The sequence below is a fragment of the Streptomyces sp. NPDC057253 genome, from assembly GCF_042669125.1.
Lineage (GTDB): Bacteria > Actinomycetota > Actinomycetes > Streptomycetales > Streptomycetaceae > Streptomyces.
Map to the genome: position 1 here is coordinate 1 of NZ_JBHUXV010000027.1, position 22,637 is coordinate 22,637.

The 22,637-nt window shown below is 68.1% G+C and carries 16 protein-coding genes; 4 read left to right on the forward strand and 12 right to left on the reverse strand.

Going from position 1 to position 22,637, the window contains the following annotated elements; genetic code table 11:
- The first annotated feature begins 274 nt into the window (after positions 1–274).
- The gene (locus tag ACFULQ_RS17210; RefSeq protein ID WP_383544253.1) at positions 275–892 is read left to right on the forward strand and encodes a GNAT family N-acetyltransferase; all 618 of its coding nucleotides are present in this window, start codon (positions 275–277) and stop codon (positions 890–892) included.
- 61 nt (positions 893–953) lie between these two features.
- Here the strand turns inward: ACFULQ_RS17210 and trxA are convergent, their stop codons facing one another.
- The 7 genes from trxA to ACFULQ_RS17245 form a co-directional block, all read right to left on the reverse strand.
- Positions 954–1,286, reverse strand: coding sequence for a thioredoxin (gene trxA / locus ACFULQ_RS17215; RefSeq protein WP_003991504.1), 333 nt, complete (start codon positions 1,284–1,286; stop codon positions 954–956).
- Positions 1,287–1,330: 44 nt separating this feature from the next.
- Positions 1,331–2,299: a thioredoxin-disulfide reductase gene (trxB, locus tag ACFULQ_RS17220; RefSeq protein WP_062025665.1), complete on the reverse strand. Its 969-nt coding sequence runs from the start codon at positions 2,297–2,299 to the stop codon at positions 1,331–1,333.
- Between the two features lie 168 nt (positions 2,300–2,467).
- Positions 2,468–3,355: an anti-sigma factor family protein gene (locus ACFULQ_RS17225; RefSeq protein ID WP_383544258.1), complete on the reverse strand. Its 888-nt coding sequence runs from the start codon at positions 3,353–3,355 to the stop codon at positions 2,468–2,470.
- Positions 3,352–4,077: an RNA polymerase sigma factor SigM gene (gene sigM, locus ACFULQ_RS17230; RefSeq protein ID WP_383544261.1), complete on the reverse strand. Its 726-nt coding sequence runs from the start codon at positions 4,075–4,077 to the stop codon at positions 3,352–3,354. The genes ACFULQ_RS17225 and sigM overlap by 4 nt, the downstream gene beginning before the upstream one ends.
- A gap of 31 nt (positions 4,078–4,108) precedes the next feature.
- Positions 4,109–5,824 (reverse strand): protein kinase family protein, encoded by a 1,716-nt coding sequence (locus ACFULQ_RS17235; RefSeq protein WP_383544264.1) that lies wholly within the window; start codon positions 5,822–5,824, stop codon positions 4,109–4,111.
- Between the two features lie 119 nt (positions 5,825–5,943).
- The gene (murJ, locus tag ACFULQ_RS17240; protein ID WP_383544267.1) at positions 5,944–8,241 is read right to left on the reverse strand and encodes a murein biosynthesis integral membrane protein MurJ; all 2,298 of its coding nucleotides are present in this window, start codon (positions 8,239–8,241) and stop codon (positions 5,944–5,946) included.
- A gap of 44 nt (positions 8,242–8,285) precedes the next feature.
- Complete coding sequence (locus ACFULQ_RS17245; protein WP_383544270.1) at positions 8,286–10,658, reverse strand: DUF6049 family protein; 2,373 nt, start codon at positions 10,656–10,658, stop codon at positions 8,286–8,288.
- A gap of 257 nt (positions 10,659–10,915) precedes the next feature.
- On the opposite strand from ACFULQ_RS17245, the gene ACFULQ_RS17250 reads away from it, so the two are divergent.
- The gene (locus ACFULQ_RS17250; protein ID WP_383544273.1) at positions 10,916–12,358 is read left to right on the forward strand and encodes a CCA tRNA nucleotidyltransferase; all 1,443 of its coding nucleotides are present in this window, start codon (positions 10,916–10,918) and stop codon (positions 12,356–12,358) included.
- Positions 12,359–12,455: 97 nt separating this feature from the next.
- On the opposite strand, the gene ACFULQ_RS17255 is transcribed toward ACFULQ_RS17250, so the two are convergent.
- The 3 genes from ACFULQ_RS17255 to ACFULQ_RS17265 form a co-directional block, all read right to left on the reverse strand.
- On the reverse strand, positions 12,456–13,730 hold the full coding sequence (locus ACFULQ_RS17255) for an MFS transporter (protein ID WP_383544276.1): 1,275 nt from the start codon (positions 13,728–13,730) through the stop codon (positions 12,456–12,458).
- Between the two features lie 88 nt (positions 13,731–13,818).
- Positions 13,819–14,901 carry an inositol-3-phosphate synthase gene (locus ACFULQ_RS17260; RefSeq protein ID WP_383544279.1) on the reverse strand — a complete coding sequence of 361 codons (1,083 nt, stop codon included), beginning with the start codon at positions 14,899–14,901 and terminating at the stop codon, positions 13,819–13,821.
- Positions 14,902–14,945: 44 nt separating this feature from the next.
- Positions 14,946–15,626 (reverse strand): PadR family transcriptional regulator, encoded by a 681-nt coding sequence (locus ACFULQ_RS17265; RefSeq protein ID WP_383544282.1) that lies wholly within the window; start codon positions 15,624–15,626, stop codon positions 14,946–14,948.
- 351 nt (positions 15,627–15,977) lie between these two features.
- Between ACFULQ_RS17265 and ACFULQ_RS17270 the strand changes: the two genes are divergently transcribed.
- Together ACFULQ_RS17270 and ACFULQ_RS17275 are read left to right on the forward strand one after the other, a co-directional pair.
- On the forward strand, positions 15,978–18,659 hold the full coding sequence (locus ACFULQ_RS17270) for a transglycosylase domain-containing protein (protein WP_383544285.1): 2,682 nt from the start codon (positions 15,978–15,980) through the stop codon (positions 18,657–18,659).
- Between the two features lie 107 nt (positions 18,660–18,766).
- On the forward strand, positions 18,767–20,269 hold the full coding sequence (locus tag ACFULQ_RS17275; RefSeq protein ID WP_383544287.1) for a glycosyltransferase family 87 protein: 1,503 nt from the start codon (positions 18,767–18,769) through the stop codon (positions 20,267–20,269).
- Between the two features lie 80 nt (positions 20,270–20,349).
- Here the strand turns inward: ACFULQ_RS17275 and ACFULQ_RS17280 are convergent, their stop codons facing one another.
- Entirely contained in the window at positions 20,350–21,381 is a 1,032-nt protein-coding gene (locus tag ACFULQ_RS17280) for an alanine racemase (RefSeq protein ID WP_383544289.1), read from the reverse strand.
- A gap of 74 nt (positions 21,382–21,455) precedes the next feature.
- Positions 21,456–22,577 carry a peptidoglycan bridge formation glycyltransferase FemX gene (gene femX, locus ACFULQ_RS17285; RefSeq protein ID WP_123761879.1) on the reverse strand — a complete coding sequence of 374 codons (1,122 nt, stop codon included), beginning with the start codon at positions 22,575–22,577 and terminating at the stop codon, positions 21,456–21,458.
- Positions 22,578–22,637 lie beyond the last annotated feature (60 nt).

Here is a 22,637-nt window from a genome sequence, read left to right on the forward strand (position 1 = left end):
TGTCCGGTGTGTACCGGACACGGCCCGCTCTTTGCTTTCAGGCGGTATCGATGGAATCGGTGTGTGGATACGATGCGAGTGGGTGCGGCACATCCACCCGGCAGTACCTCTGAGGGGAGGCAGGGGCCGTGCGAACGATGAGCCGAAGCGGACTGGTGAGCGCAGGCCTGGGACTGGGGGCGGTCGGCGGGTTCGTCGGCAGCCTGCTCAGGGAACGGAGCGCTCTGACGGCCGCCCGCGATGCGGCGGGCGAAGGAAGCGAGGAACAGCCTTCATGGGGCGTCGGCTCGTACCGCTCACGCTGGACAACCTTCCGGACCTCCCCAAGCGCTGCCGATCCTGCGTCTTCTGGGAGTTGGACCCAGTCAGTGGAGAAGCCGCGGTAAAGGCGGGGACACCGGCCCTGGAGAAGGAAGCCTGGATCTCCGCCGTCCTGCTGGACTGGGGATCCTGCGGCAGGGTCGTCTACGTCGACGATGTTCCGGTCGGCTTCGTTCTGTACGCGCCTCCGGCCTACGTCCCCCGGTCGACGGCTTTTCCCACGAGCCCCGTCTCTCCGGATGCCGTCCAGCTGATGACGTCGTTCATCATGCCGGGCTACCAGGGACAGGGGCTGGGCCGGGTGATGGTGCAGACGGTGGCCAAGGACCTGCTGCGGCGGGGCTTCAGGGCGATCGAGGCCTTCGGTGACGCCCGCTGGAAGGAGCCCGCTTGTCTGCTTCCCGCAGACCATCTCCTGGCGGTGGGCTTCAAGACGGTCAGGCCTCATCCTGCGTACCCGAGGCTGAGGCTGGAGCTGCGTACCACGCTCTCCTGGAAGGAAGACGTGGAGATGGCGCTGGACCGGCTTCTCGGGGCGGTACAGAAGGAGCCGGCGCTGCGGCCACTGTGACGGACACACGATGAAGGGGCCGGTCCTCGCGGACCGGCCCCTTCATGTTTCACGTGAAACGTCACTCGGCGATGAAGTCCTCGAGGTCGCGGACGATCGCAGCCTTGGGCTTGGCACCGACGATGGTCTTGGCGACCTCGCCGCCCTGGTAGACGTTCAGCGTCGGGATGGACATGACGCCGTACTTGGCGGCCGTACCCGGGTTCTCGTCGATGTTCAGCTTGACGACCTCGATCTTGTCGCCGTACTCGGCGGCGATCGCCTCCAGCGACGGCGCGATCTGGCGGCACGGACCGCACCAGGCGGCCCAGAAGTCCACCAGGACAGGCTTGTCGCTCTTGAGGACGTCCTGCTCGAAGGAATCGTCGGTCACGTTCTTCAGGGTGCCGGCCACGGCGGGCTCCTTAACTGGTTGGTGCGGTGGGGCGGGGATGGGGGTCAGACAGCGGTCTTCTCGGGCTCCGCCTTCTCCTCGTCCGCGAGGGCAGCGAGGAAACGCTCGGCGTCGAGTGCGGCGGAGCAGCCCGTACCGGCCGCGGTGATCGCCTGGCGGTAGGTGTGGTCGACGACGTCACCGGCGCCGAAGACGCCCGTCACGTTGGTGCGGGTCGAGGGCGCCTCCACCTTCAGGTAGCCCTCACCGTCCAGGTCGAGCTGGCCCTTGAAGAGCTCGGTGCGCGGGTCGTGGCCGATGGCGATGAACAGGCCGGTGACCGCGAGGTCGCTCAGCTCGCCGGTCTTCAGGTTGCGCAGCTTGAGACCGGACAGCTTCGGGTCGCCCTGGATCTCGGCGACTTCGCTGTCCCACACGAACTTGATCTTCGGGTCGGCGAAGGCGCGCTCCTGCATCGCCTTGGAGGCGCGCAGGGTGTCCCGGCGGTGGACGATCGTCACGGACTTGGCGAAGCGGGAGAGGAAGGTCGCTTCCTCCATCGCGGTGTCGCCGCCGCCGATCACGGCGATGTCCTGGTCCTTGAAGAAGAAGCCGTCACAGGTGGCACACCACGAGACACCGCGGCCGGAGAGGGCGTCCTCGTTCGGCAGACCGAGCTTGCGGTGCTGCGATCCGGTGGTGACGATCACGGCCTTCGCCCGGTGGACCGTGCCGGAGGTGTCGGTGACGGTCTTGATCTCGCCGGTCAGGTCGACGCTGACGATGTCGTCCGGGATGAGCTCGGCGCCGAAACGCTCGGCCTGGGCGCGCATGTTGTCCATGAGCTCGGGGCCCATGATGCCGTCCTGGAAGCCGGGGAAGTTCTCCACCTCGGTGGTGTTCATCAGGGCGCCACCGGCGGTGACGGCGCCCTCGAACACCAGCGGCTTCAGCGACGCGCGCGCGGTGTAGAGCGCCGCCGTGTAGCCGGCGGGCCCGGAGCCGATGATGATCACGTTACGGACGTCGCTCACGGCTTGGTTCCTCGTCTCTGGACTGCGTCGTCGGACCGGTGGAGCCCCTTTCAGAACTCTCACCCCACCCAACGGATCCTAAGGGGCGCGCATTCCCGGTGTGTCCGGGCACACGGAGAGGCCACACCGTACGAAATACCACGCACGGCTAAGACGAAGCGTCAGCGTTCAGGAGCGCGCGTAGGACTGCTTCTGCAGAACCTTCGCGGTGCTGGTCGGCGCCTTCTTCACGCAGGACGCGTCCATGATGTAGGCGGTGACTCGGCTGCTGTCGGAGGGGTCGCGCAGCACCACGAGCAGCGCGTCGGTGCCCTTGTAGACACCGTTCTTGGTCGCGAGGGCCGTGCCCTTGGTGGTGATGCCCTTCTGGATGCACGGGGGGACGACCGGCTGCTTCTTGATGAAGGGCTGGTTCTGGCCGGGGTTGGTTGCCGCTCCCATGTCGTCCTGCGGAGAACGGGAACCGCCGGTGGCGGACCGGCCTGGGGTGAGGAGTTGGGAGACCTGCTTCTCCAGGGTGCTGTCGAAGAAGGTGTCGGCCGCGGAGACCTGACCTTCGTCGGACGTCTTGCCGTCATCCAGCGATGCCAGGAGAACAGAACCGAAGCCCAGAGCGGCGACTGCGAAGACGGCACCCAGGACAGCGGTGCTGCGGCGGCTGCTCCTCTTCCTGCCCTTGCGGCCGGGGCCGGTGGTGGTGGATCGGGCGTGTCCCGTGGGGCGATCGGTGGGGGGCGATGTTTCACGTGAAACATGCGCGCTCTCGACCGGCGCCGGGGCGTTCACCGCATCAGGAGCCGTGGCTTGCAGCAGGGCTTCGGCGGCCAGAGCGGCATCGATCCTGCCGGCTACATCGGCGGGCATGCGGGGCGGGCCCGGCAGCGTTCCGAGCAGTCCGCGGATCTCCTCCAGCGACGCGTGGACGTCGGCGCAGAGGTCACATTCGTCCAGATGCCGACGTACGTCCGCAGTCCTGGAATCGGGGAGGAGGCCTTCGGTGAGGTCGGAGATCTCCGCGACATCCGGGTGCCCGGCTGTGTCTGTCGAGGAAGTCACGCTCGCCCACCTCCGCCCTTCACTGCAGCTGAATCGCTTGATCCCGAGTCCGGCGGGCCTCCTGACGGAGGTGCCGCTGCGGGTGGGACGGATGTCCCCTGCGGGCGGTTCCGTCCGGCGTCCCCTTCTCTGCCGTCTCCGGCCCTTTCCGGCCGCAGATGGGTGAGAAGGGGGAGAAGTCTTGCTCTTCCCCGGGCGCAGCGGCTCTTCACCGTGCCGGTCGGCACGTCGAGCATGCGGGCGGCCTCGGCGACGGGGTAGCCCTGCATGTCCACCAGGACGAGGGCGGCGCGCTGGTCGGGCGGGAGCGTGCCGAGCGCTTCCAGGAGCTGTCGGTGGAGGTCGTTGCGCTCCGCCGGCGCCGAGGCGGACTCGTGCGGCTCCAGGAGCTGCTCCAGGCGCTCGGTGTCGTCCACCGGGGACGTCTTGCGCGAGGCGGCCTTTCTGGCCCGGTCCAGGCAGGCGTTCACCGTGATCCGGTGCAGCCAGGTCGTGACGGCGGACTGTCCCCGGAAGGTGTGGGCGGCCCGGTAGGCGGACACGAGGGCGTCCTGAACGGCGTCAGCGGCTTCCTCGCGGTCGCCGAGCGTCCGGAGGGCTACCGCCCAGAGCCGGTCCCGGTGGCGCCGTACGAGCTCACCGAAGGCGTCGGGATCGCCGTCCACGTGAAGGGCCAGGAGGTCCTGATCGCTGGTGTCGCCGTATGCGGTGTCATCTGCCATCGGACCCCCTCCCCTTGTCTGTGGTGCAGCCTCAGCCGGTGAACTTCACGTTGGTGATGGCCTGCTTGTATCCGGCATCGCTGTAGTTCGTGGAATCTTCCCCGGAGTACGGCATCGCGGTGAGCCAGACCAGCAGGTACCGCGACTTCACCGGCTTGCCGACCTTGATCGTGGCCGTGGTGTCGTCGGTCTTGACCGAGCCGATCTTGGTCATGGCGTCCAGGGAGGACGGCGTGAGCGAGTCGGCGGCGTACAGGGAGGCTGCCGTGTAGTTGCCTCCGTACCGGAGCGACAGGGTCGCGGCCGACACCTCCTGGGAGGCACCGAGGTCGTAGACGATGCCGACGCCAGGCTTGATCACTATCTTCGGGCCGTTTTTGTAGCTGCTGGTCCGCCAGCCCGTGGTCATGCTGTTGTCGTACGTCAGCTTCACGTCATTGGGGTGTTGGGCGTCGCCCTGGGCGACGAACTCCTGGGCGTCCTCGATGCTGAGCGGCTTCGTCGGCTTCGGCGCGGTGCTGTTCTTGTCGCCGTCGTCGGTCGTCTGGCTCTGGTTGTCGTCCGAACTGCCGCCCCGATCCATCAGCGCGTCCGCCAGCTGCCAACTGCCCAGACCCAGCGCGGCGATGAGGAGGGCCGACACGGCCCACTTCAGGGCGCGGCCGGTGCGGCTCTGGAGGGGTGGCGGCGGGGGGATCACCGGCTGGGTGACACCGGGGTGCGGTGCCGGGCGGCCGTAGGTTCCCTGCTGGTACGTCGTGCGCTGGTACTCCGGCGGCGCGGTGAACGCCGGCTCCGGCGGGCGGATGCGGGGCATCTCTTCGATCGCCTTGACCAGTTCCTCGGGCGTCGTGCACGCCGACTCGTGCCGGGAGGCGGTGGCACCGTCATTGGCGAGCGCCCGCATCGACAGCTCGGACAGCCCGCGGTGGACACCCGCCCGCACCTGGTCGGGTGCGATCAGACCGACGTCCTTGGGCAGACCGGCCAGGCCGTAGGCGTCGCTCTCGTACGGCCAGCGCTGGGTCAGCGCCGCGTACAGAAGGGCGCCGATCGCCTCGGTGTCCGCGCGCTGCGGGGTCTCCGAACTGGCGCCGCGCAGTGCGGCGTTCACGGCCAGGCCGCGGATGCGCCACTGGCCGCTCGACGTACGCAGCACGGCGTTGGGGTTCAGTCGCAGGTGCGCGAGGCCCTCTCGGTGGGCCGCGGCCATCGCGGAGGCCACCTGACTGACCATCTGGTAGGCGTCGTACGGCTCCAGCGGGCCGGAGGCGAGGAGCGTGGTCAGCTCGGTCGCGTCGGGCAGCCACTCGTGGACGACGTAGACGAGGTCGTTCTCCTCGACGGCGTCCAGGACCTGGACGAACCGGGGGTCGCCGAGGAGCGCGGAGGAACGGGCCGCGGCCAGGACGGAACGCGCCCGCGCATGGTCCGCAGGCAGGATGTGCACGCCCACGGCCCGACGGAGTTTCTCGTCGACGGCACGCCAGCTGCTGAACCCGTCCAGACGGGTGACGCACTCCTCGAGACGGTAGCGTCTGGCGAGTTTGTGACCGCTGTGCAGCTCCGGCGGTGACGCCTTGCCAGGACTCTCGGTCCCGCCACTCCCCTGTGCCTCGACGTCTTCCGTGTCCCGCTCCCGGTTCTTGGCCACGCCGTCGGCCGTGGACTGGTCCGCCTTGGCGGTCAGCGGTGGGTCACCGCTGTTGTCTGCCACGTCGACGGCAGCCGTGCTCCGTTCCGCCACCGTCGTTCCCTGCCTCCCCATTCAATGCGCGCCGTGCGACGCAGAATCCAATTGTGCCCACAGTCCGCCGCTATGCACGACACACGGTGGCGGACGATGGTTGTGCGCGTACCCCCGGCTCAGCGCCCCAGACGCCCCCGGACCATGCCGACCAGGGAGTTCAACTCCTCGATGCGCATCTTGCGTGCCGCGACGAAGAAGATCCCGAGCAGGACCGCCCCGCCCACGATCAGCGCGGCGAACGAACCCACCACGCCCTGACCGAGGGTGTGGGCGATGCCGTAGCAGGCCGCCCCGCTGAGCAGAGCCGCCGGAACCGACGCGATGCAGAGCCGGGCGTACGTCCGCAGGACTCGCCTGCCGTCCAGGTCTCCGCCGAGACGCTTGCGCAGGCGGCGCCAGGCCACGCCCACGCCGATCGCGTACGCCAGACCATAGGCGGCGGCCATGCCGGCCACAGCCCAGCGAGGCGGCAGAACGGCGTAACAGACGGCGGAGGCAGCGGCGTTGACGGCCGCCACGATGACGGTGTTGTAGAAGGGCGTCCGGGTGTCCTCGTAGGCGTAGAAGGCACGCAGGACGACGTACTGGACCGAGTACGGGATCAGGCCGAGGCCGAAGGCCATCAGCATGTAACCCATGTTGGTGGCCGCACCGGTGCCCGACGAGCCGAAGATGAGCGTGCACATGGGGATGCCGAGGGCCAGGAAGCCGAAGGAGATCGGCACGATCGCGACCGCTGTCGTGCGCAGTCCCTGGGAGATGTCGTCGCGTACCGCGCCCGCGTCGTCCTCGGCGGCGGAGCGCGAGATGCGCGGCAGCAGCGCGGCCATCAGCGAGACGGTGATGATGGCCTGCGGGAGCCCCCAGATCAGCTGGGCGTTGGCGTAGGCGCTGAAACCGGTGCCGGGGATCTTGGTGTCGGCGACGGCGGCGGTGGCGAGCTGGGTGACGACGAGCGCGCCCGCCTGGTTGGCGAGGACGAACAGGATGGTCCACTTGGCGAGCATCGCGGCCTTGCCCAGGCCGTGGCCCTTCCAGTCGAAGCGCAGCCGCAGCCGGAATCCGGTCTCGCGCAGATACGGGATCATCGCGAGGGCCTGCACCACGAGACCGAGCAGGATGCCCACGCCGAGCAGCCGCTGCCCTTCCGGCGGGATGTTCGTGACGCTCATGCCGGAGTGCGAGGCGGTGCCGTACACCCACAGGAACATCGCGAGCGTCACGATGATGACGACGTTGTTGAGGACGGGAGTCCACATCATCGCGCCGAACTTGCCGCGTGCGTTGAGGATCTGTCCCATCACCACGTGGATGCCCATGAAGAAGATCGAGGGCAGGAAGTAACGGGTGAAGGTGATGGCCACGTCGTTGGCCGCGGGGTTGGACGCCACCGAGTTCGAGAGCGCGCGCACCAGGAGCGGCGCCGCAAACATCGTGATGGCGGTGAGCGCGGCGAGGGCCACCATGACGAGCGTCAGGAGGCGGTTCGCGAAGGCCTCACCGCCGTCGTCGTCCTCCTTCATGGCGCGTACGAGCTGCGGCACGAAGACGGAGTTCAGGCCGCCGCCGACGGTGAGGATGTAGATCATGGTCGGCAGCTGGTAGGCCACCTGGAAGGAGTCGCCCAGGAAGGCGGTGCCCAGCGCCGACACGATCAGCGCCGAGCGCACGAAGCCGGTGAGCCGGGAGACCATCGTGCCGGCCGCCATCACGGCGCTCGACTTCAGCAGGCCCGTCGCCTTCCCGCCCTTCTTGGCGGGAGCGGCGGGAGCGGCGGGAGCCGCCGGGGCCTCGGAGGCCGTCTGTGCCGAGGCCGGCGCCGTACCGAGGTTCATGGTCTCGTCGGCCGAGGGCGCGGGAGCCACGGGTGCCTGGAACTGCGGAGCCTGTGACGGCCCGCCAGGAGCCGGGGCCGGTCCGGGCACCGACGGAGGGTCCGTGGGGCGGCCACCGCCCTGCTGCTGGTCACGGAAGAGGTGCGCGAAGGCGTCCGGCTCGTGGCGCTCCTCGCCGGCCTGGGTGACCAGGTCGTCGACGCCCACGAACTGGGTGGTGCGCGGGTTGTCGCCGTACGGCAGGTACTGCGTCGGCCCCTCCGGCTCGGGCGCCGGCGTCTGTGCCCACACCTGCGGGTCGGGGGCGTACGGGGACTGGGGCGGCTGGGAGTACAGGGGCTGCTGGGGCGGGTAGGTGCCGGGCGGCGGCGGGGGGTGCGCGGCACGGTCGTAGAGGGCCTCGGCGACCGGGTCCTGGGCGTGGAGGTCCTGTCCCCGGTAGGGGTCCTGGTCGTAGGCGTCCTGGACGTACATGTCCGCGGGTGACTGCGGCGGTACCTGGCCGTGCTCGGGCGGCGGGCCCTCGGGGCGACCCGAGCTGCCCGCGCCCTGGCTGTCACCCTCGTACGGCGCGTTCATGGTTACCCCACCTCATCGTCCCCGGCCCACCGGCCACGACATCCTCAACGGTCCACTCTCTCACCCGTGCCGGACGGGTCGGCGCTTTCGGCTGCGGTGTCCGCTGTCAGGTCACTCGGCTGCTCGGGACTGTCCGCCCCGGGCCCGGCGGTGCCGGACTCCTTGGTGAGACGGTCCTCACGGCCCTCGGGGTTCTCCGGGCCGTCCACCGCCTCGCCCGTCTCGTCGTCGGGGCCGTTCTGCTCTGTCTCACGGGCGGCCGCGCGCTTGCGCTGGGTGTACATCCGGAATCCTGCCAGCACCAGCAGCAGAACACCGCCGCCGATGACCAGCATCACCGTGGCCGTGAACTCCGTGACCTTGACGTCGAACCGGACCGCCTTGCCGTACGGCTGGCCGTCCTCCGTGTAGAGCTGGGCGACGACCGAGGCCTGGCCGTTGGCGTTGGCCGTGGTGGTGAACTTCACCGTCTGGCTGTGGCCGCCCGAGACCTCGACCGGCTGCTCGTAGAAGGAGGAGCCGCCGATCTCGAGCCGGTTCGGGCTCAGTGAGGTCAGTCGCAGTCTCAGGTGCTCCACACCCTGGACCAGATTGTTCTGGACCGTCACGGGGATGGTGGCGCTGCGGCCGGAGAGCTTGGTCTCCGACTTGTCGATCAGACTGACCTGGGAGGTCAGTCCGTCGAGGTAGGACTCGACATCGTCCCGGAAGCTGCTCGCCTCGCCGGGACGGCCCCGCCACGATGTGGACATCTCGCGGTTCATGGCCCGCCCGAAAGGGGTCACGACGCGGGACTGGTCGGAGAGGATCACCTTGAGGTTGTCGAGTTTGCTCTGGGTGCTCGCGATCTGCTGGAAGGCCGCCTTCGGCAGCTCCTGCTTGCGCAGCGCGGAGGGATAGGCGGAGGCCCGGGGCACCTTGGTGGTGGCGCCGGGGTCGGGCTTGGCCGCGGCCGCAGCGGTGAGCTTCTGGGTCTCGGACCAGTTCCCGCTCTGCAGCGCGTTGATCGCCTCGGCCATGGCGGAGGCCTGGCTCGCCGTGGGCATGCGCTGCGGGGCGACGACGATGCTGCGCTGCTTGTTCGTCTGGAGCCCGAGAGCGAGGCTCTGCGCGAGGAACCGCTGGACGGCGAGTGTCGTGGCGGACGCCTTGGTCAGATCGCCCTGGAACGCCGTCGACAGTCGAGCGTCCGCGACGACCGCCGTCGTGCCGCCGCCGATGGGACGGGCGGCGGAGGGCGTGTACGACAGGCCACCGGTCTCCTGGAGGCTGTCGCTGCGCGCGATCACCTTGTCGGCGCCCGCGGAGGTGGCGACCTTGACGATCGACGGGTCCACGGCGCCGTTCACGGGCCAGGCGAAGTCGCTGCTCGGTGTCACATGCAGCACGGTCTTCACCGTGGTCACCGCGACGTCGGTGGCCTCGTCCAGGTGGCTGAGCGAGCCGGTGACGCTCGTGCCGTTGTGGGCGAGGGAGGCGAGGTCGGGATCGGCGAAGGGCAGCGCGACGACCTCCTGGTCCTCCACCGCTCGCTGAAGTCTCGCCAGCCACTGCTTGGCCACCGCCTGGTGGGTGCCCGGGGTAGTGGTGTCGCCCGCACCCTGCACGCGGTAGCTGCGGGTCATCGCGTCGACGGAGGCTAGCAGGTCCGGGTCGATCACCCAGGTGACGTCGAGGCCCTCGCCCAGCGACAGCATCTGGTCCAGCCGGCCGCCCGCCGAGATCTCCTCGGCGAGGTCGTCGTTGAGGAAGACCGGCGTCTGCTGAGCGTTCGACCCGGTCTCCGCCGTCATGTGGACGCTGGAGATCAGCGGCCACAGGAAGGTCGTCTTCGTCTTCGGGTCCGCTTCGTCGTCCTGCCAGGGCAGGAAGGTCCGCTGGACGCCGAGCATCCGGTCCCAGGGCTGCGCGGCCGTCTTGCCTGAGAGGGACACGGTGAACTGGTAGACCCCGGCATCGCCGAAGTCCAGTTCGTCGACCGGGACGGAGATGGAGAAGGGCTGGGCGACGCCCGGGGTCAGCTTCGCGAACTTCGCGACGTACTTGCCGCCGACCTCGGACCCCGTCTGGCCCTGGAGGGAGTCGCTGTCCGCGGTGACCTGGTCGATCGAGGAGCGGGTGGTGAGCTCGGGACCCACCCCCAGACCCACATGCGCGGCCGTGACGGCTTGCTTGCCGTTGTTGGTCACCGTCCCCGAGACGGTGACGGTGTCACCGTCCGTAGGCGCGCTGGGGCTGAGGGTGTCGACGGCGACGGAGACCGAGCCGGAGTCGTCGGCGGCCTGGGCCGGTGCTGCGGCGGGCAGCTGGCAGAGGCCGGCCAGGAGCGGCACCCCTGCCAGCAGGGCCCCGGTGCGCCGCAGCCAGCGGCGGGCAGGTGAGGGACCGGTCCCCTGGAAGTCTGCCGCCTCGGCCACGCGCTCGCCCGTCCCTCGTCGTCGTCAGTGGTCGTCGGAATGTGCGTCCACGCATGGTAACGATGCGCGCTGAGGGGAAGTGCCGCGGACTGGTCCACAAGATCGGGAGACAGCGCCGCGCTGTCCTGAATGTGCACGTATAAAGAGGAGTGCACCCGTGCGTCTCCGGAGCAGACCTTGTGCAGGTCCGGATGACGACTCTGTGCACGTTTAATGGAGGCGCTCCGGGCCGCCCGGGCCACGTACCCTCTTTTGTTGTGCCGAACGCCGACGAAACCCATCTCAGTGTCCTCAGCCAGGAGCATCGCAGCACGGTGGACGAACTGTTGCGATTCCCTCCCGTCGCTGCCGACCTCGCTCGCCGCTTCCAGGACGCCGGTTTCTCCCTGGCGCTGGTCGGAGGGCCGGTCCGGGACGCTCTGCTGGGCCGGCCGGACAACGATCTCGACTTCACGACCGACGCCCGCCCGCAGGATGTGCTGAAGATCCTCAAGAAGTGGGCGGACGCCGTGTGGGAGGTCGGCATCGCCTTCGGCACGGTCGGGGCACAGAAGGACGGCTACCAGGTAGAGGTGACCACCTACCGGTCCGAGGCCTACGACCGGACCTCCCGCAAGCCCGAGGTGTCGTACGGCGACTCCATCGAGCAGGACCTCGTCCGGCGGGACTTCACGGTCAACGCGATGGCCTTCGCCCTCGCGGAGAGGAAGTTCATCGATCCGTACGGCGGCCTCGAGGATCTCGTGGCACGTGTACTGCGCACGCCCGGCACCCCCGAGGAGTCCTTCTCCGACGATCCGCTGCGGATGATGCGGGCGGCTCGCTTCGCGGCTCAGCTCGATTTCGAGGTGGCCCCCGAGGTCGTGGCTGCCATGAAGGAGATGTCCGGGCGTATCGAGATCGTCTCGGCGGAGCGGGTCCGGGACGAGCTGAACAAGCTCATCCTGTCCGCGAACCCGCGCAAGGGCCTGGCCCTGCTCGTGGACACCGGTCTGGCCGAGTACGTGCTGCCCGAGCTGCCCGCCCTGCGTCTGGAGAGCGACGAGCACCACCGTCACAAGGACGTCTACGAGCACACGCTGATCGTCCTGGAACAGGCCATCGCACTGGAGAAGGAGGGGCCCGACCTCACTCTCCGCCTGGCCGCACTGCTCCACGACATCGGCAAACCGCGCACGCGCCGGTTCGAGAAGGACGGCCGGGTCTCCTTCCATCACCACGAGGTGGTGGGAGCGAAGATGACCAAGAAGCGGATGACGGCGCTCAAGTACTCCAACGAACTGGTGAAGGACGTCTCCCGGCTCGTCGAACTCCATCTGCGCTTCCACGGCTACGGCACCGGGGAATGGACGGACTCGGCGGTCCGCCGCTATGTGCGCGACGCGGGTCCACTGCTCGACCGGCTCCACAAGCTGACGCGTTCGGACTGCACGACCCGGAACAAGCGCAAGGCGGCCGCGCTGTCCCGTGCGTATGACGGGCTGGAGGAGCGGATCGCTCAGCTCCAGGAGCAGGAGGAGCTGGACTCGATCAGGCCCGACCTGGACGGCAACCAGATCATGGAGATCCTCGCCGTGGGCCCCGGCCCCGCGGTGGGCCGTGCGTACAAGCACATGCTGGAGCTTCGTCTGGAGAACGGGCCGATGGAGTACGACGAGGCGGTGGCCTCGCTCAAGGCCTGGTGGGCCGAGCAAGGCTGAGGTGGGACCAGGCCGTGAAACCGGGGCATGTTTCACGTGAAACATGCCCCGTGGACGTCGACCGGGCGGGCGGTGTTTCACGTGAAACATCGCCCCCTCATCGTTTCGTCGCCATCCTCCGTTCTTTTGCCATCGCCAGAGCTACTGCCCCGTAGATGACGGCGACAGCGATCACGAGGGTTGCCGAGCGGCCGTCCGGCGGCAGGATCAGCGCGGCTACGGCGGCGGCGCCCACGAAAGCGATGTTGAACAGCACGTCGTAGACGGAGAAGATCCGGCCCCGGAATCCGTCGTCGACGGAGGACTGCACGATCGTGTCCGTGGAGATCTTCGCGCCCTGGGTGACCAGGCCCAGGACGAACGCGGCGATGAGCATGGGAGCGGTGGCGAAGGGGAGTCCGAGGGCGGGCTCCAGTACCGAGGCGACGGCCGCGCACACGACGATCCAGCGCTCGGGACCGAGTCTCCCCGCGGCCCAGGGTGTGATGACGGCTGCGGCGAAGAAACCGGCGCCGGAGATCCCCAACGCGAGCCCCAGCAGAGCGAGTCCGTCACGGGGATCGGACGTCAGGGCGTACCGGCAGAGCATCAACACCATGACGAGCAGAGCGCCGTAGCAGAAGCGCATGAGCGACATCGCGCCGAGAGCCCGGGCGGCGGACCGACGCGAAGGTGCCGCCAGATGCCGCACCCCGGCGACCAGGTCACGGGCGGAGCCGGCCAGCGCTGTGCCGAGACGCGGCTGGATCAACTCGCGGTCGGGGCCCAGCAGTTCCGGTGGCATGCGCAGCGAGGCGAGGGCGCCGCACAGATAGAGCCCGGCGCCGAGCAGCACCACGGCCGCGTCGGAGTCGCCGACCAGGAGTCGCAGGGCGAAGGCGAGGCCGCCACCCGCGGTCGCGGCGAGCGTTCCAGCGGTCGGGGAAAGGGAGTTGGCGATCACCAGCCGCTCCTCGTCGACGACACGAGGCAGTGCCGCGGACAGGCCCGACAGGACGAAGCGGTTGACCGCGGTGACGCACAGGGCGGAAACGTAGAAGAGCCAGTCCGGGACGTCGCTCAGGATCAGGACGGCTGTCGCCGATGCCAGCAGGGCGCGCACGAGGTTGCCGTAGAGGAAGACCTGTCGGCGGCGCCAGCGGTCCAGCAGGACACCGGCGAAGGGGCCCACCAGGGAGTAGGGGAGCAGGAGGACCGCCATGGCGGAGGCGATCGCGGTGGCCGAGGTCTGCTTCTCGGGAGAGAAGACGACGTATGCGGCGAGAGCGATCTGGTAGACGCCGTCCGCGCCCTGGGAGAGCAGGCGCACGGTGAGCAGGCGTCGGAAGTCCCGGAAGCGGAGAAGGACACGCAGATCGCGGACGACGGGCATGGGGCACAGCCTCACATACGGCGAGGGTCCCCGGGCGATACCACCCGGGGACCCTCTGTAGCCCTGGCAGGAGCGTTTTGAGTGAGCCTTAGCGCTCGACTTCACCCTTGATGAACTTCTCGACGTTCGCGCGGGCCTCGTCGTCGAAGTACTGGACCGGCGGGGACTTCATGAAGTAGCTGGAGGCCGAGAGGATCGGGCCGCCGATGCCGCGGTCCTTGGCGATCTTCGCGGCGCGCAGGGCGTCGATGATGACACCGGCGGAGTTCGGGGAGTCCCAGACCTCGAGCTTGTACTCCAGGTTCAGCGGGACGTCACCGAAGGCGCGGCCCTCGAGGCGGACGTAGGCCCACTTGCGGTCGTCGAGCCAGGCCACGTAGTCGGACGGGCCGATGTGGACGTTCTTCGCGCCGAGGTCCCGGTCGGGGATCTGGGAGGTGACGGCCTGCGTCTTGGAGATCTTCTTGGACTCCAGGCGCTCGCGCTCGAGCATGTTCTTGAAGTCCATGTTGCCGCCGACGTTCAGCTGCATGGTGCGGTCCAGGACGACGCCGCGGTCCTCGAACAGCTTCGCCATGACGCGGTGCGTGATGGTGGCACCGACCTGGGACTTGATGTCGTCACCGACGATCGGGACGCCGGCCTCGGTGAACTTGTCCGCCCACTCCTTGGTGCCGGCGATGAAGACCGGGAGGGCGTTGACGAAGGCGACCTTGGCGTCGATGGCGCACTGGGCGTAGAACTTCGCCGCGTCCTCGGAACCGACGGGCAGGTAGCAGACGAGGACGTCGACCTGCTTGTCCTTGAGAACCTGGACGACGTCGACCGGGGCCTCTGCGGACTCCTCGATGGTCTCGCGGTAGTACTTGCCGAGGCCGTCGAGTGTGTGGCCGCGCTGGACGGTCACGCCGGTGTTCGGCACGTCGCAGATCTTGATGGTGTTGTTCTCGGAGGCGCCGATGGCGTCGGCGAGGTCGAGACCGACCTTCTTCGCGTCGACGTCGAACGCCGCGACGAACTCGACGTCACGGACGTGGTAGTCGCCGAACTGGACATGCATCAGCCCGGGGACCTTCGACGCCGGGTCGGCGTCCTTGTAGTACTCGACTCCCTGAACCAGCGACGCAGCGCAGTTGCCCACGCCGACGACGGCTACGCGAACCGAACCCATTCCGGGTGCTCCCTGTGTGTACGAGTGAGGTCCTGGCAGGGACCTCACGTGGCGGTGTCGCCGGGCGTATCCGGCCCGGGGTTGTCCCCGGGCCGGGGCAGGACGCCCGGCGCTCCCTCTGTGGTGTCGCGAGTGGTTTCTCCCTTGCCGGGGCCCTTGAGGTCCCGGCCGGCCCGCTCGCTTTCGATGAGCTCGTTCAGCCAGCGCACTTCGCGCTCCACGGACTCCATCCCGTGGCGCTGGAGCTCAAGCGTGTAGTCGTCGAGGCGCTCCCGGGTGCGTGCCAGCGAGGCACTCATCTTCTCCAGGCGCTCCTCCAGCCGGCTGCGCCGGCCTTCGAGGACTCGCATGCGGACGTCGCGTGAGGTCTGCCCGAAGAAGGCGAAACGAGCCGCGAAGTGCTCGTCCTCGTACGCGTCGGGACCCGTCTGCGAGAGCAGCTCCTCGAAGTGCTCCTTACCTTCCGCCGTCAACCGGTAGACGATCTTGGCGCGACGCCCTGCGAGTGGTGCCGCGAGGGCGTCCTCGGAGGTGTGCCCCGGTTCCTCGATCAACCAGCCGTTGGCGACCAGCGTCTTGAGGCAGGGGTAGAGCGTGCCGTAGCTGAAGGCCCGGAACACACCCAGTGACGTGTTGAGGCGTTTACGCAGCTCGTAGCCGTGCATCGGGGACTCACGGAGCAGGCCGAGCACGGCGAATTCGAGGATCCCGGAACGCCGGCTCATCGTCGCCTCCTCGTCACTGTCTCGCACCGATGTATCGACTCGATACATCAAGACGATAGAACGGCCTTCCGGCAGCGACAAGTGGGGGGACGGTGAACGGGATCACATCAATGATTCATGAGAACCAAGTTGCCTGATTTGGGGTGAACTTCGGGGCTCGGTGGGTTTTGACGGTGCGTAGTCTGTGCGGCATGCACACCACCGGGAAGCGAGTGACGCCTGGGGGGCGTCGCTGCCCCCGTGCAGTACGGATGAATGCGCGACCGACCGCATCCGTACTTCGGGGGGACCGGAAACCAGCCGCCGTTTCCAGGCGCGCAAGGGTGCGCCTGCCCGAGGAGTAGTCGTTCGATGAGCGAGCACCGTCGCAAACCGCCGCAGCCGCAGGGAGGCGGACGTGCCGCGGCCCGACGCGGCCAGTCCGGCTCGTCCTCCGGCCGCCGCGCGGCTCCGCGAGGCGCCACCGGGTCTCTTGCCGACTCCTATGGGACAAGCTCCCAGGAGTCGGCTGCTTACGGTCCGGGAGGCGAGGAACGTCCGTACGGCAGCCGCGCTGAGGCCCGCCGTGCGGCACAGAGAAGCACGAGCGGCGGTGGTCGCCGCAGAGGGGCGGAGCCGGTCCGCGGAACCCGGCGTGGAGCGCCCACCGGTCGGGGTCGCGCCTCCGACCCCGGCAGGAAGCGGTTCATCGACTATCCGCGCGCGGGCAAGTACGGCGTGGCGCGCTGGGTGCCGTCCTGGAAGCTGGTGACGGGGCTGTTCATCGGCTTCATCGGCGGCCTGGTCGCCGTCGCGGGCGTGGGCTACGCGCTCGTGTCCGTTCCGAACGTTGCCGAGACCGCGACGGCGCAGAACAACGTCTTCTACTGGTCCGACGACAGCGAGATGGTCTCCACCGGCGGTGAGACCAACCGCCAGATCATCAACCTCGCGCAGATCCCGAAGGCGATGCAGTACGCCGTCGTCTCGCAGGAGAACAAGACCTTCTACACCGACAGCGGTATTGATCCCAAGGGCATCGCGCGCGCCGTGTTCAACATGGTCAGGGGCGGCGAAACTCAGGGTGGTTCCACCATCACCCAGCAGTACGTCAAGAACGCGCTCCTGAACGACCAGTCCCAGACCGTCACGCGCAAATTCAAGGAGATCTTCATCTCCGTCAAGGTGGGAGCCACGGTCAACAAAGACCAGATCATGGCGGAGTACCTGAACTCCGCGTACTACGGACGCAACGCCTACGGCCTCCAGGCAGCCGCGCGCGCGTACTTCAACAAGGACGCCAAGGACCTGAACCCGGGCGAGTGCGCCTTTCTGGCCGCCACGTTGAAGGGCGCCACGTACTACGACCCGGCGGGTGCGACCTCCATCGACCCCGCGAACGCCACACCTGAGGCCAACCAAAAGAGGGCCCTCAGGCAGATGCAGGACACCTTGAACAAGATGGTCGAGTACGGCCATCTCAGCGCGGTAGACCGGGCCAAGTACACCTCGCTTCCCAAGGTGCAGAACCCCCGCTCCAACACGCAGCTCAAGGGTCAGATCGGTTACCTGGTCGACCTTGCCAAGGCCTATCTGGTCAATAACAAGATCATCACTGCCGACCAGCTTCAGCAGGGTGGCTACTCGATCTACACGACCTTCGACAAGAAGAAGGTCGGCGAGCTCGAAGCAGCGGTCAAGAAGGTCCGCAAGGAGAACATCGACCCCAAGAAGCGGCCGACGAAGGACACCTTCGTCCAGTTCGGCGGGGCGTCGGTCGAACCGTCCACCGGTGCGATCCGGGCCTGCTACGGCGGCGAGGACGCGACCAGCCACTTCACCAACAACTGTGACTCGACCGGTGCCCAGGTCGGTTCGACGTTCAAGACGTTCGTGCTCGCCGCGGCGATGAAGTGGGGCGTGCGCGACCCCGATCTCGGTGAGAGCCAGGCGCAGGACGAGCGCACGGTCGTCAACGCGAAGAGCCTGTTCAGCGGGAAGAACAACCTCAAGATCAAGAACTACGACGGTTCGATCTGGAAGAACGAGGAGGGCAAGGAGTGGCTCCAGGAGAACGACGGCAAGCAGTCCTACGGCTCTCCGCCCAAGTTCCAGATCGACCTTCGTGAGGCGATGCGGGAGTCGGTGAACTCCGCCTTCGTGCAGCTCGGCATGGATGTCGGCCTGGACAAGGTGAAGGAGGCGGCCACGGACGCGGGCCTCAAGGAGAACAGCCTGGCCGGCACCAAATTCCCGTCCTTCTCCATCGGTATCTCCGACCCCAGTGCGATCCGGATGGCTGGCGCGTACGCGACCTTCGCGGCGAGCGGCAAGCAGAACGAGCCGTACTCGGTCGAACGGGTCACGAGCAAGGACGGGGAGGTCTTCACCCACGAGGCGAAGCCCGAGCAGGCCTTCGAGAAGAAGGTCGCCGACAACGTCACCGACGTGCTCAAGACCGTGGTCGACAAGGGCACGGGTACCAACGCCAAGCTCACCGGTCGTGACGTGGCCGGCAAGACCGGTACCACCGACGGCAACAAGTCCGCCTGGTTCGTCGGGTACACCCCGCAGCTGTCCACGGCGATCACCATGTTCCGGCTGGACGACGACGAGACCAAGAAGAACCGCACGTTCCTGGAGATGTACGGCACGGGCGGCCAGGAGAAGATCCACGGTGCCTCGTTCCCGTCCGAGATCTGGCACGACTACATGGAGCAGGCGCTGAAGGGCGAGAAGGCGATCGACTTCCCGACGCCGGAGCCCATCGGTGAGATCGTCAATGAGGAACCGAGCCCGACGCCCACTCCGACGCCCACCGAGACCGAGACGGCCACTCCGACTCCGACCCCGACGCCCACCCCGTCGTTCATCACTCCGTCGCCGACGGCGAGCGAGACCTGCCGGTTCTTCAAGAACTGCGACGAGACGGGTGGTACGGACAACGGTGGTACCGACGGGGGTGTGACCTCGACACCCACGGCCACAGCGACGGATCAGAACGGAACCAACGGCAATGGCAACGGAGGCCTCTTCGGCGGATCGGGCGGTTAGCGCCGTATGACCCGTCGAGGGTGTTTCACGTGAAACATGGGCCGTCGTACCCACCAGGTGCGGCGGCCCTCGGCGTACACCTAGCCTCGTACGGCAGGATGTGCGGCATGCCCAGTGCTGAATCGACGCCAGCGAGCGTGCACGAGTCGGATCTAGTGCGTCCGACCAAGGACGACGAGGTCGCCAGGAGTGGCAGCGAGTTGATCGGTGGCCCTCTCGGGCGACGCGCTCTGCTGGGGACGTCCTGGTGGAACCCTGTCCGGGTCATCGCTCTCGTGGCCATCGGTGTGTTCGCGCTGGGCCTGGTCCAGAAGGCGCCCTGCTATGACGGCGGCTGGTTCTTCGGCGCCAGCTCCCAGTACACCCACGCGTGCTACTCGGACATCCCGCACCTGTACCAGGGGCGCGGGTTCGCCGACGGACTCGTCCCCTACTTCGACAAGCTCCCCGGCGACATGCAGTACCTCGAATACCCGGTGCTGACCGGTGTGTTCATGGAAGTCGCCGCCTGGCTGACGCCCGGCAGCGGCAGCATCCAGGACCAGGAGCAGTGGTACTGGATGGTCAACGCCGGGATGCTGATGGTCTGCGCGGCCGTCATCGTCGTCTGCGTGAGCCGGACGCACGCCCGTCGCCCCTGGGACGGTCTGCTGGTCGCTCTGGCGCCCGCCTTCGCGCTGACCGCCACCATTAACTGGGACCTGCTGGCGGTCGCTCTGACGGCCTCCGCGATGCTGATGTGGGCGCGGGGCCGCTCGCTCGCGTTCGGTGTCCTCCTGGGGCTGGCCACGGCCGCCAAGCTCTATCCCGTCTTCCTGCTCGGCCCACTGTTCGTGCTGTGCTGGCGGGCAGGTAAATGGCGGGACTTCGGCAAGGCCCTGGGCGGCGCCGTCGTCTCCTGGCTCGTGGTGAACCTGCCGGTGATGCTCTTCGCCTTCGACGGCTGGTCGAAGTTCTACACGTTCAGCCAGGAGCGGGGCGTGGACTTCGGCTCCTTCTGGCTGATCATGGCCCAGAACTCCAGCGACCCGCTGAGCACCGAGACCGTCAACACACTGGCCACCCTGCTGATGCTGCTGAGCTGCGCCGGTATCGCCGCGCTGGCTCTGACCGCCCCGCGCCGGCCTCGTTTCGCCCAGCTCGCCTTCCTGATCGTCGCCGCGTTCATCCTCACCAACAAGGTCTACTCGCCGCAGTACGTCCTGTGGCTGGTGCCGCTGGCCGTGCTGGCCCGGCCCAAGTGGCGGGACTTCCTGATCTGGCAGGCCTGCGAGGTGGCGTACTTCCTGGGCATCTGGATGTACCTCGCGTACACGACCAGCGGCAACGCCCACAAGGGCCTGCCGACCGACGGATACCACTGGGCCATCGGACTGCATCTGATGGGCACTGCGTACCTGTGCGCGATGGTCCTGCGCGACATCCTCATGCCGGAACGGGACGTGGTGCGGCGGGCCGGCGACGACGACCCCTCGGGCGGTGTCCTCGACGGCGCGGAGGACGTCTTCGTCCTCGGCGCCGCCGCCCGCCCGCCCCGGCACGCCGCGCACTTCGACGGACCGCAGGTGGAGTGGGGCAGCGATCCGGGGCCCACGGACCGTTCGCTCTGAGCGAACGCACCAGGATTTCCCACACGAAAGGCCGTACAGGGCAGTCCCTGTACGGCCTTTCGTGGTTCCTCCACGACGTCTCAGCGGTCGACGATGCGGTCGAACTGCGTGGTGGTGTGCCGCAGATGGGCCACCAGTTCCTCGCCGACCTTCGGCTCGGCGGCCTCGGACGGGACGAAGAGGATGGAGACCTGCATGTGCGGCGGCTCGGCGAACCACCGCTGCTTGCCGTCCCAGACGAACGGGGAAAGGTTCCGGTTGACCGTGGCCAGGCCGGCCCGGGCGACCCCCTTGGCGCGCGGCATGACGCCGTGCAGGGCCTTCGGGGCCTCCAGACCCACCCCGTGCGAGGTTCCGCCCGCCACGACGACCAGGAAGCCGTCGGAGGCCGCCTTCTGCTGGCGGTAGCCGAAGCGGTCCCCCTTGGAGACGCGGGTGACGTCCAGGACCGCGCCGCGGTACTCGGTGGAGTCGTGGTCCCCGAGCCACAGCCGGGTCCCGATGCGGGCGCGGAAGCGGGTCTGCGGGAACTGCTGCTGGAGCCGGGCCAGGTCCTCGGCCTTGAGGTGGCTGACGAACATGGTGTGCAGCGGCAGGCGGGCCGCGCGCAGCCGGTCCATCCAGCCGATGACCTCCTCGACGGCGTCCGAGCCGTCGGTGCGGTCGAGCGGCAGGTGGATCGCGAAGCCCTCGAGGCGGACGTTCTCTATGGCGGCGTGCAGCTGCGGCAGGTCCTGCTCGCTGATGCCGTGCCGCTTCATCGAGGACATCACCTCGATGACCACGCGGGCGCCCACCAGACCGTAGACGCCGTCGATCGACGACACCGAACGGATCACCCGGTCGGGCAGCGGCACGGGCTCCTCGCCCCGCCGGTACGGCGTCAGCACCAGCAGGTCGCCACCGAAGAAGTCCTTGATGCGTGCGGCCTCGTAGGTCGTGCCGACCGCGAGGATGTCCGAGCCCAGCCGGGTCGCCTCCTCCGCCAGCCGCTCGTGCCCGAAGCCGTAGCCGTTGCCCTTGCAGACCGGGACGAGCCCCGGGAACTGCTCCTGCACGTGCTTGTGGTGCGCACGCCAGCGCGCGGTGTCGACGTAGAGCGTGAGCGCCATGGCCGGACCCGGAACCTTTCTGGTGGCTGCGGTGTATCAGAGGTATGCGAGCTATTGAAGCGAAGAGCGCGACGTCAGCGGCGCGACATGTAGATGTCGAGGGCCTTGTGGAGCAGCTTGTTGAGCGGGAAGTCCCACTCGCCGAGGTACTCGGCTGCCTGGCCGCCCGTGCCCACCTTGAACTGGATCAGGCCGAAGAGGTGGTCGGTCTCGTCCAGCGAGTCGGAGATGCCCCGCAGGTCGTAGACGGTCGCGCCGAGCGCGTACGCGTCACGCAGCATCCGCCACTGCATCGCGTTCGAGGGCCGGACCTCACGGCCGATGTTGTCGGAGGCGCCGTAGGAGTACCAGACGTGGCCGCCGACGATCAGCATCGTCGCCGCCGACAGATTCACACCCTCGTGCCGGGCGAAGTACAGCCGCATCCGGTTGGGGTCCTCGGTGTTGAGGGCCGTCCACATGCGCTGGAAGTACGACAGCGGGCGGGGCCGGAAGTGGTCGCGGACCGCGGTGATCTCGTACAGCCGCTGCCATTCCTCTAGGTCCTGGTAGCCGCCCTGGACGACCTCGACGCCGGCCTTCTCGGCCTTCTTGATGTTGCGGCGCCACAGCTGGTTGAAGTTCTTGTGGACTTCTTCGAGAGAGCGGTTCGCGAGGGGCACCTGGTAGACGTAGCGCGGCTGCACGTCACCGAAGCCGGCTCCCCCGTCCTCGCCCTGCTGCCAGCCCATCCGGCGGAGCTTGTCGGCGACCTCGAAGGCGCGCGGCTCGATGAAGTCGGCCTCGATGTCCCGCAGCCGCTTCACGTCCGGGTTCTGGATGCCCGCCTTGATGGAGGTGGCCTCCCAGCGCCGGATGATCACCGGCGGGCCCATCTTCACGGAGAAGGCGCCCTGGTGCTTGAGATGGGCGAGCATCGGTTCCAGCCACTCGGTCAGATTCGGCGCGAACCAGTTGATGACCGGGCCCTCGGGGAGATAGGCGAGGTAGCGCTTGATCTTAGGCAGCTGACGGTAGAGGACGAGACCCGCGCCGACCAGCTCACCGGTGCGCTCGTCGAACCAGCCGAGGCTCTCGGAGCGCCACTCCGCCTTGACATCTGCCCAGGCCGGAACCTGCATGTGGCTCGCCGACGGCAGACTCTGGATGTATGCCAGATGCTGCTCGCGACTGATCGTCCTCAGGGTCAGGCTCATTCGGGGCGCTCCTCGGGCTGGTGTGTCCCCATGGGTACAGGGGCTCCGGCTCTCGCGCCG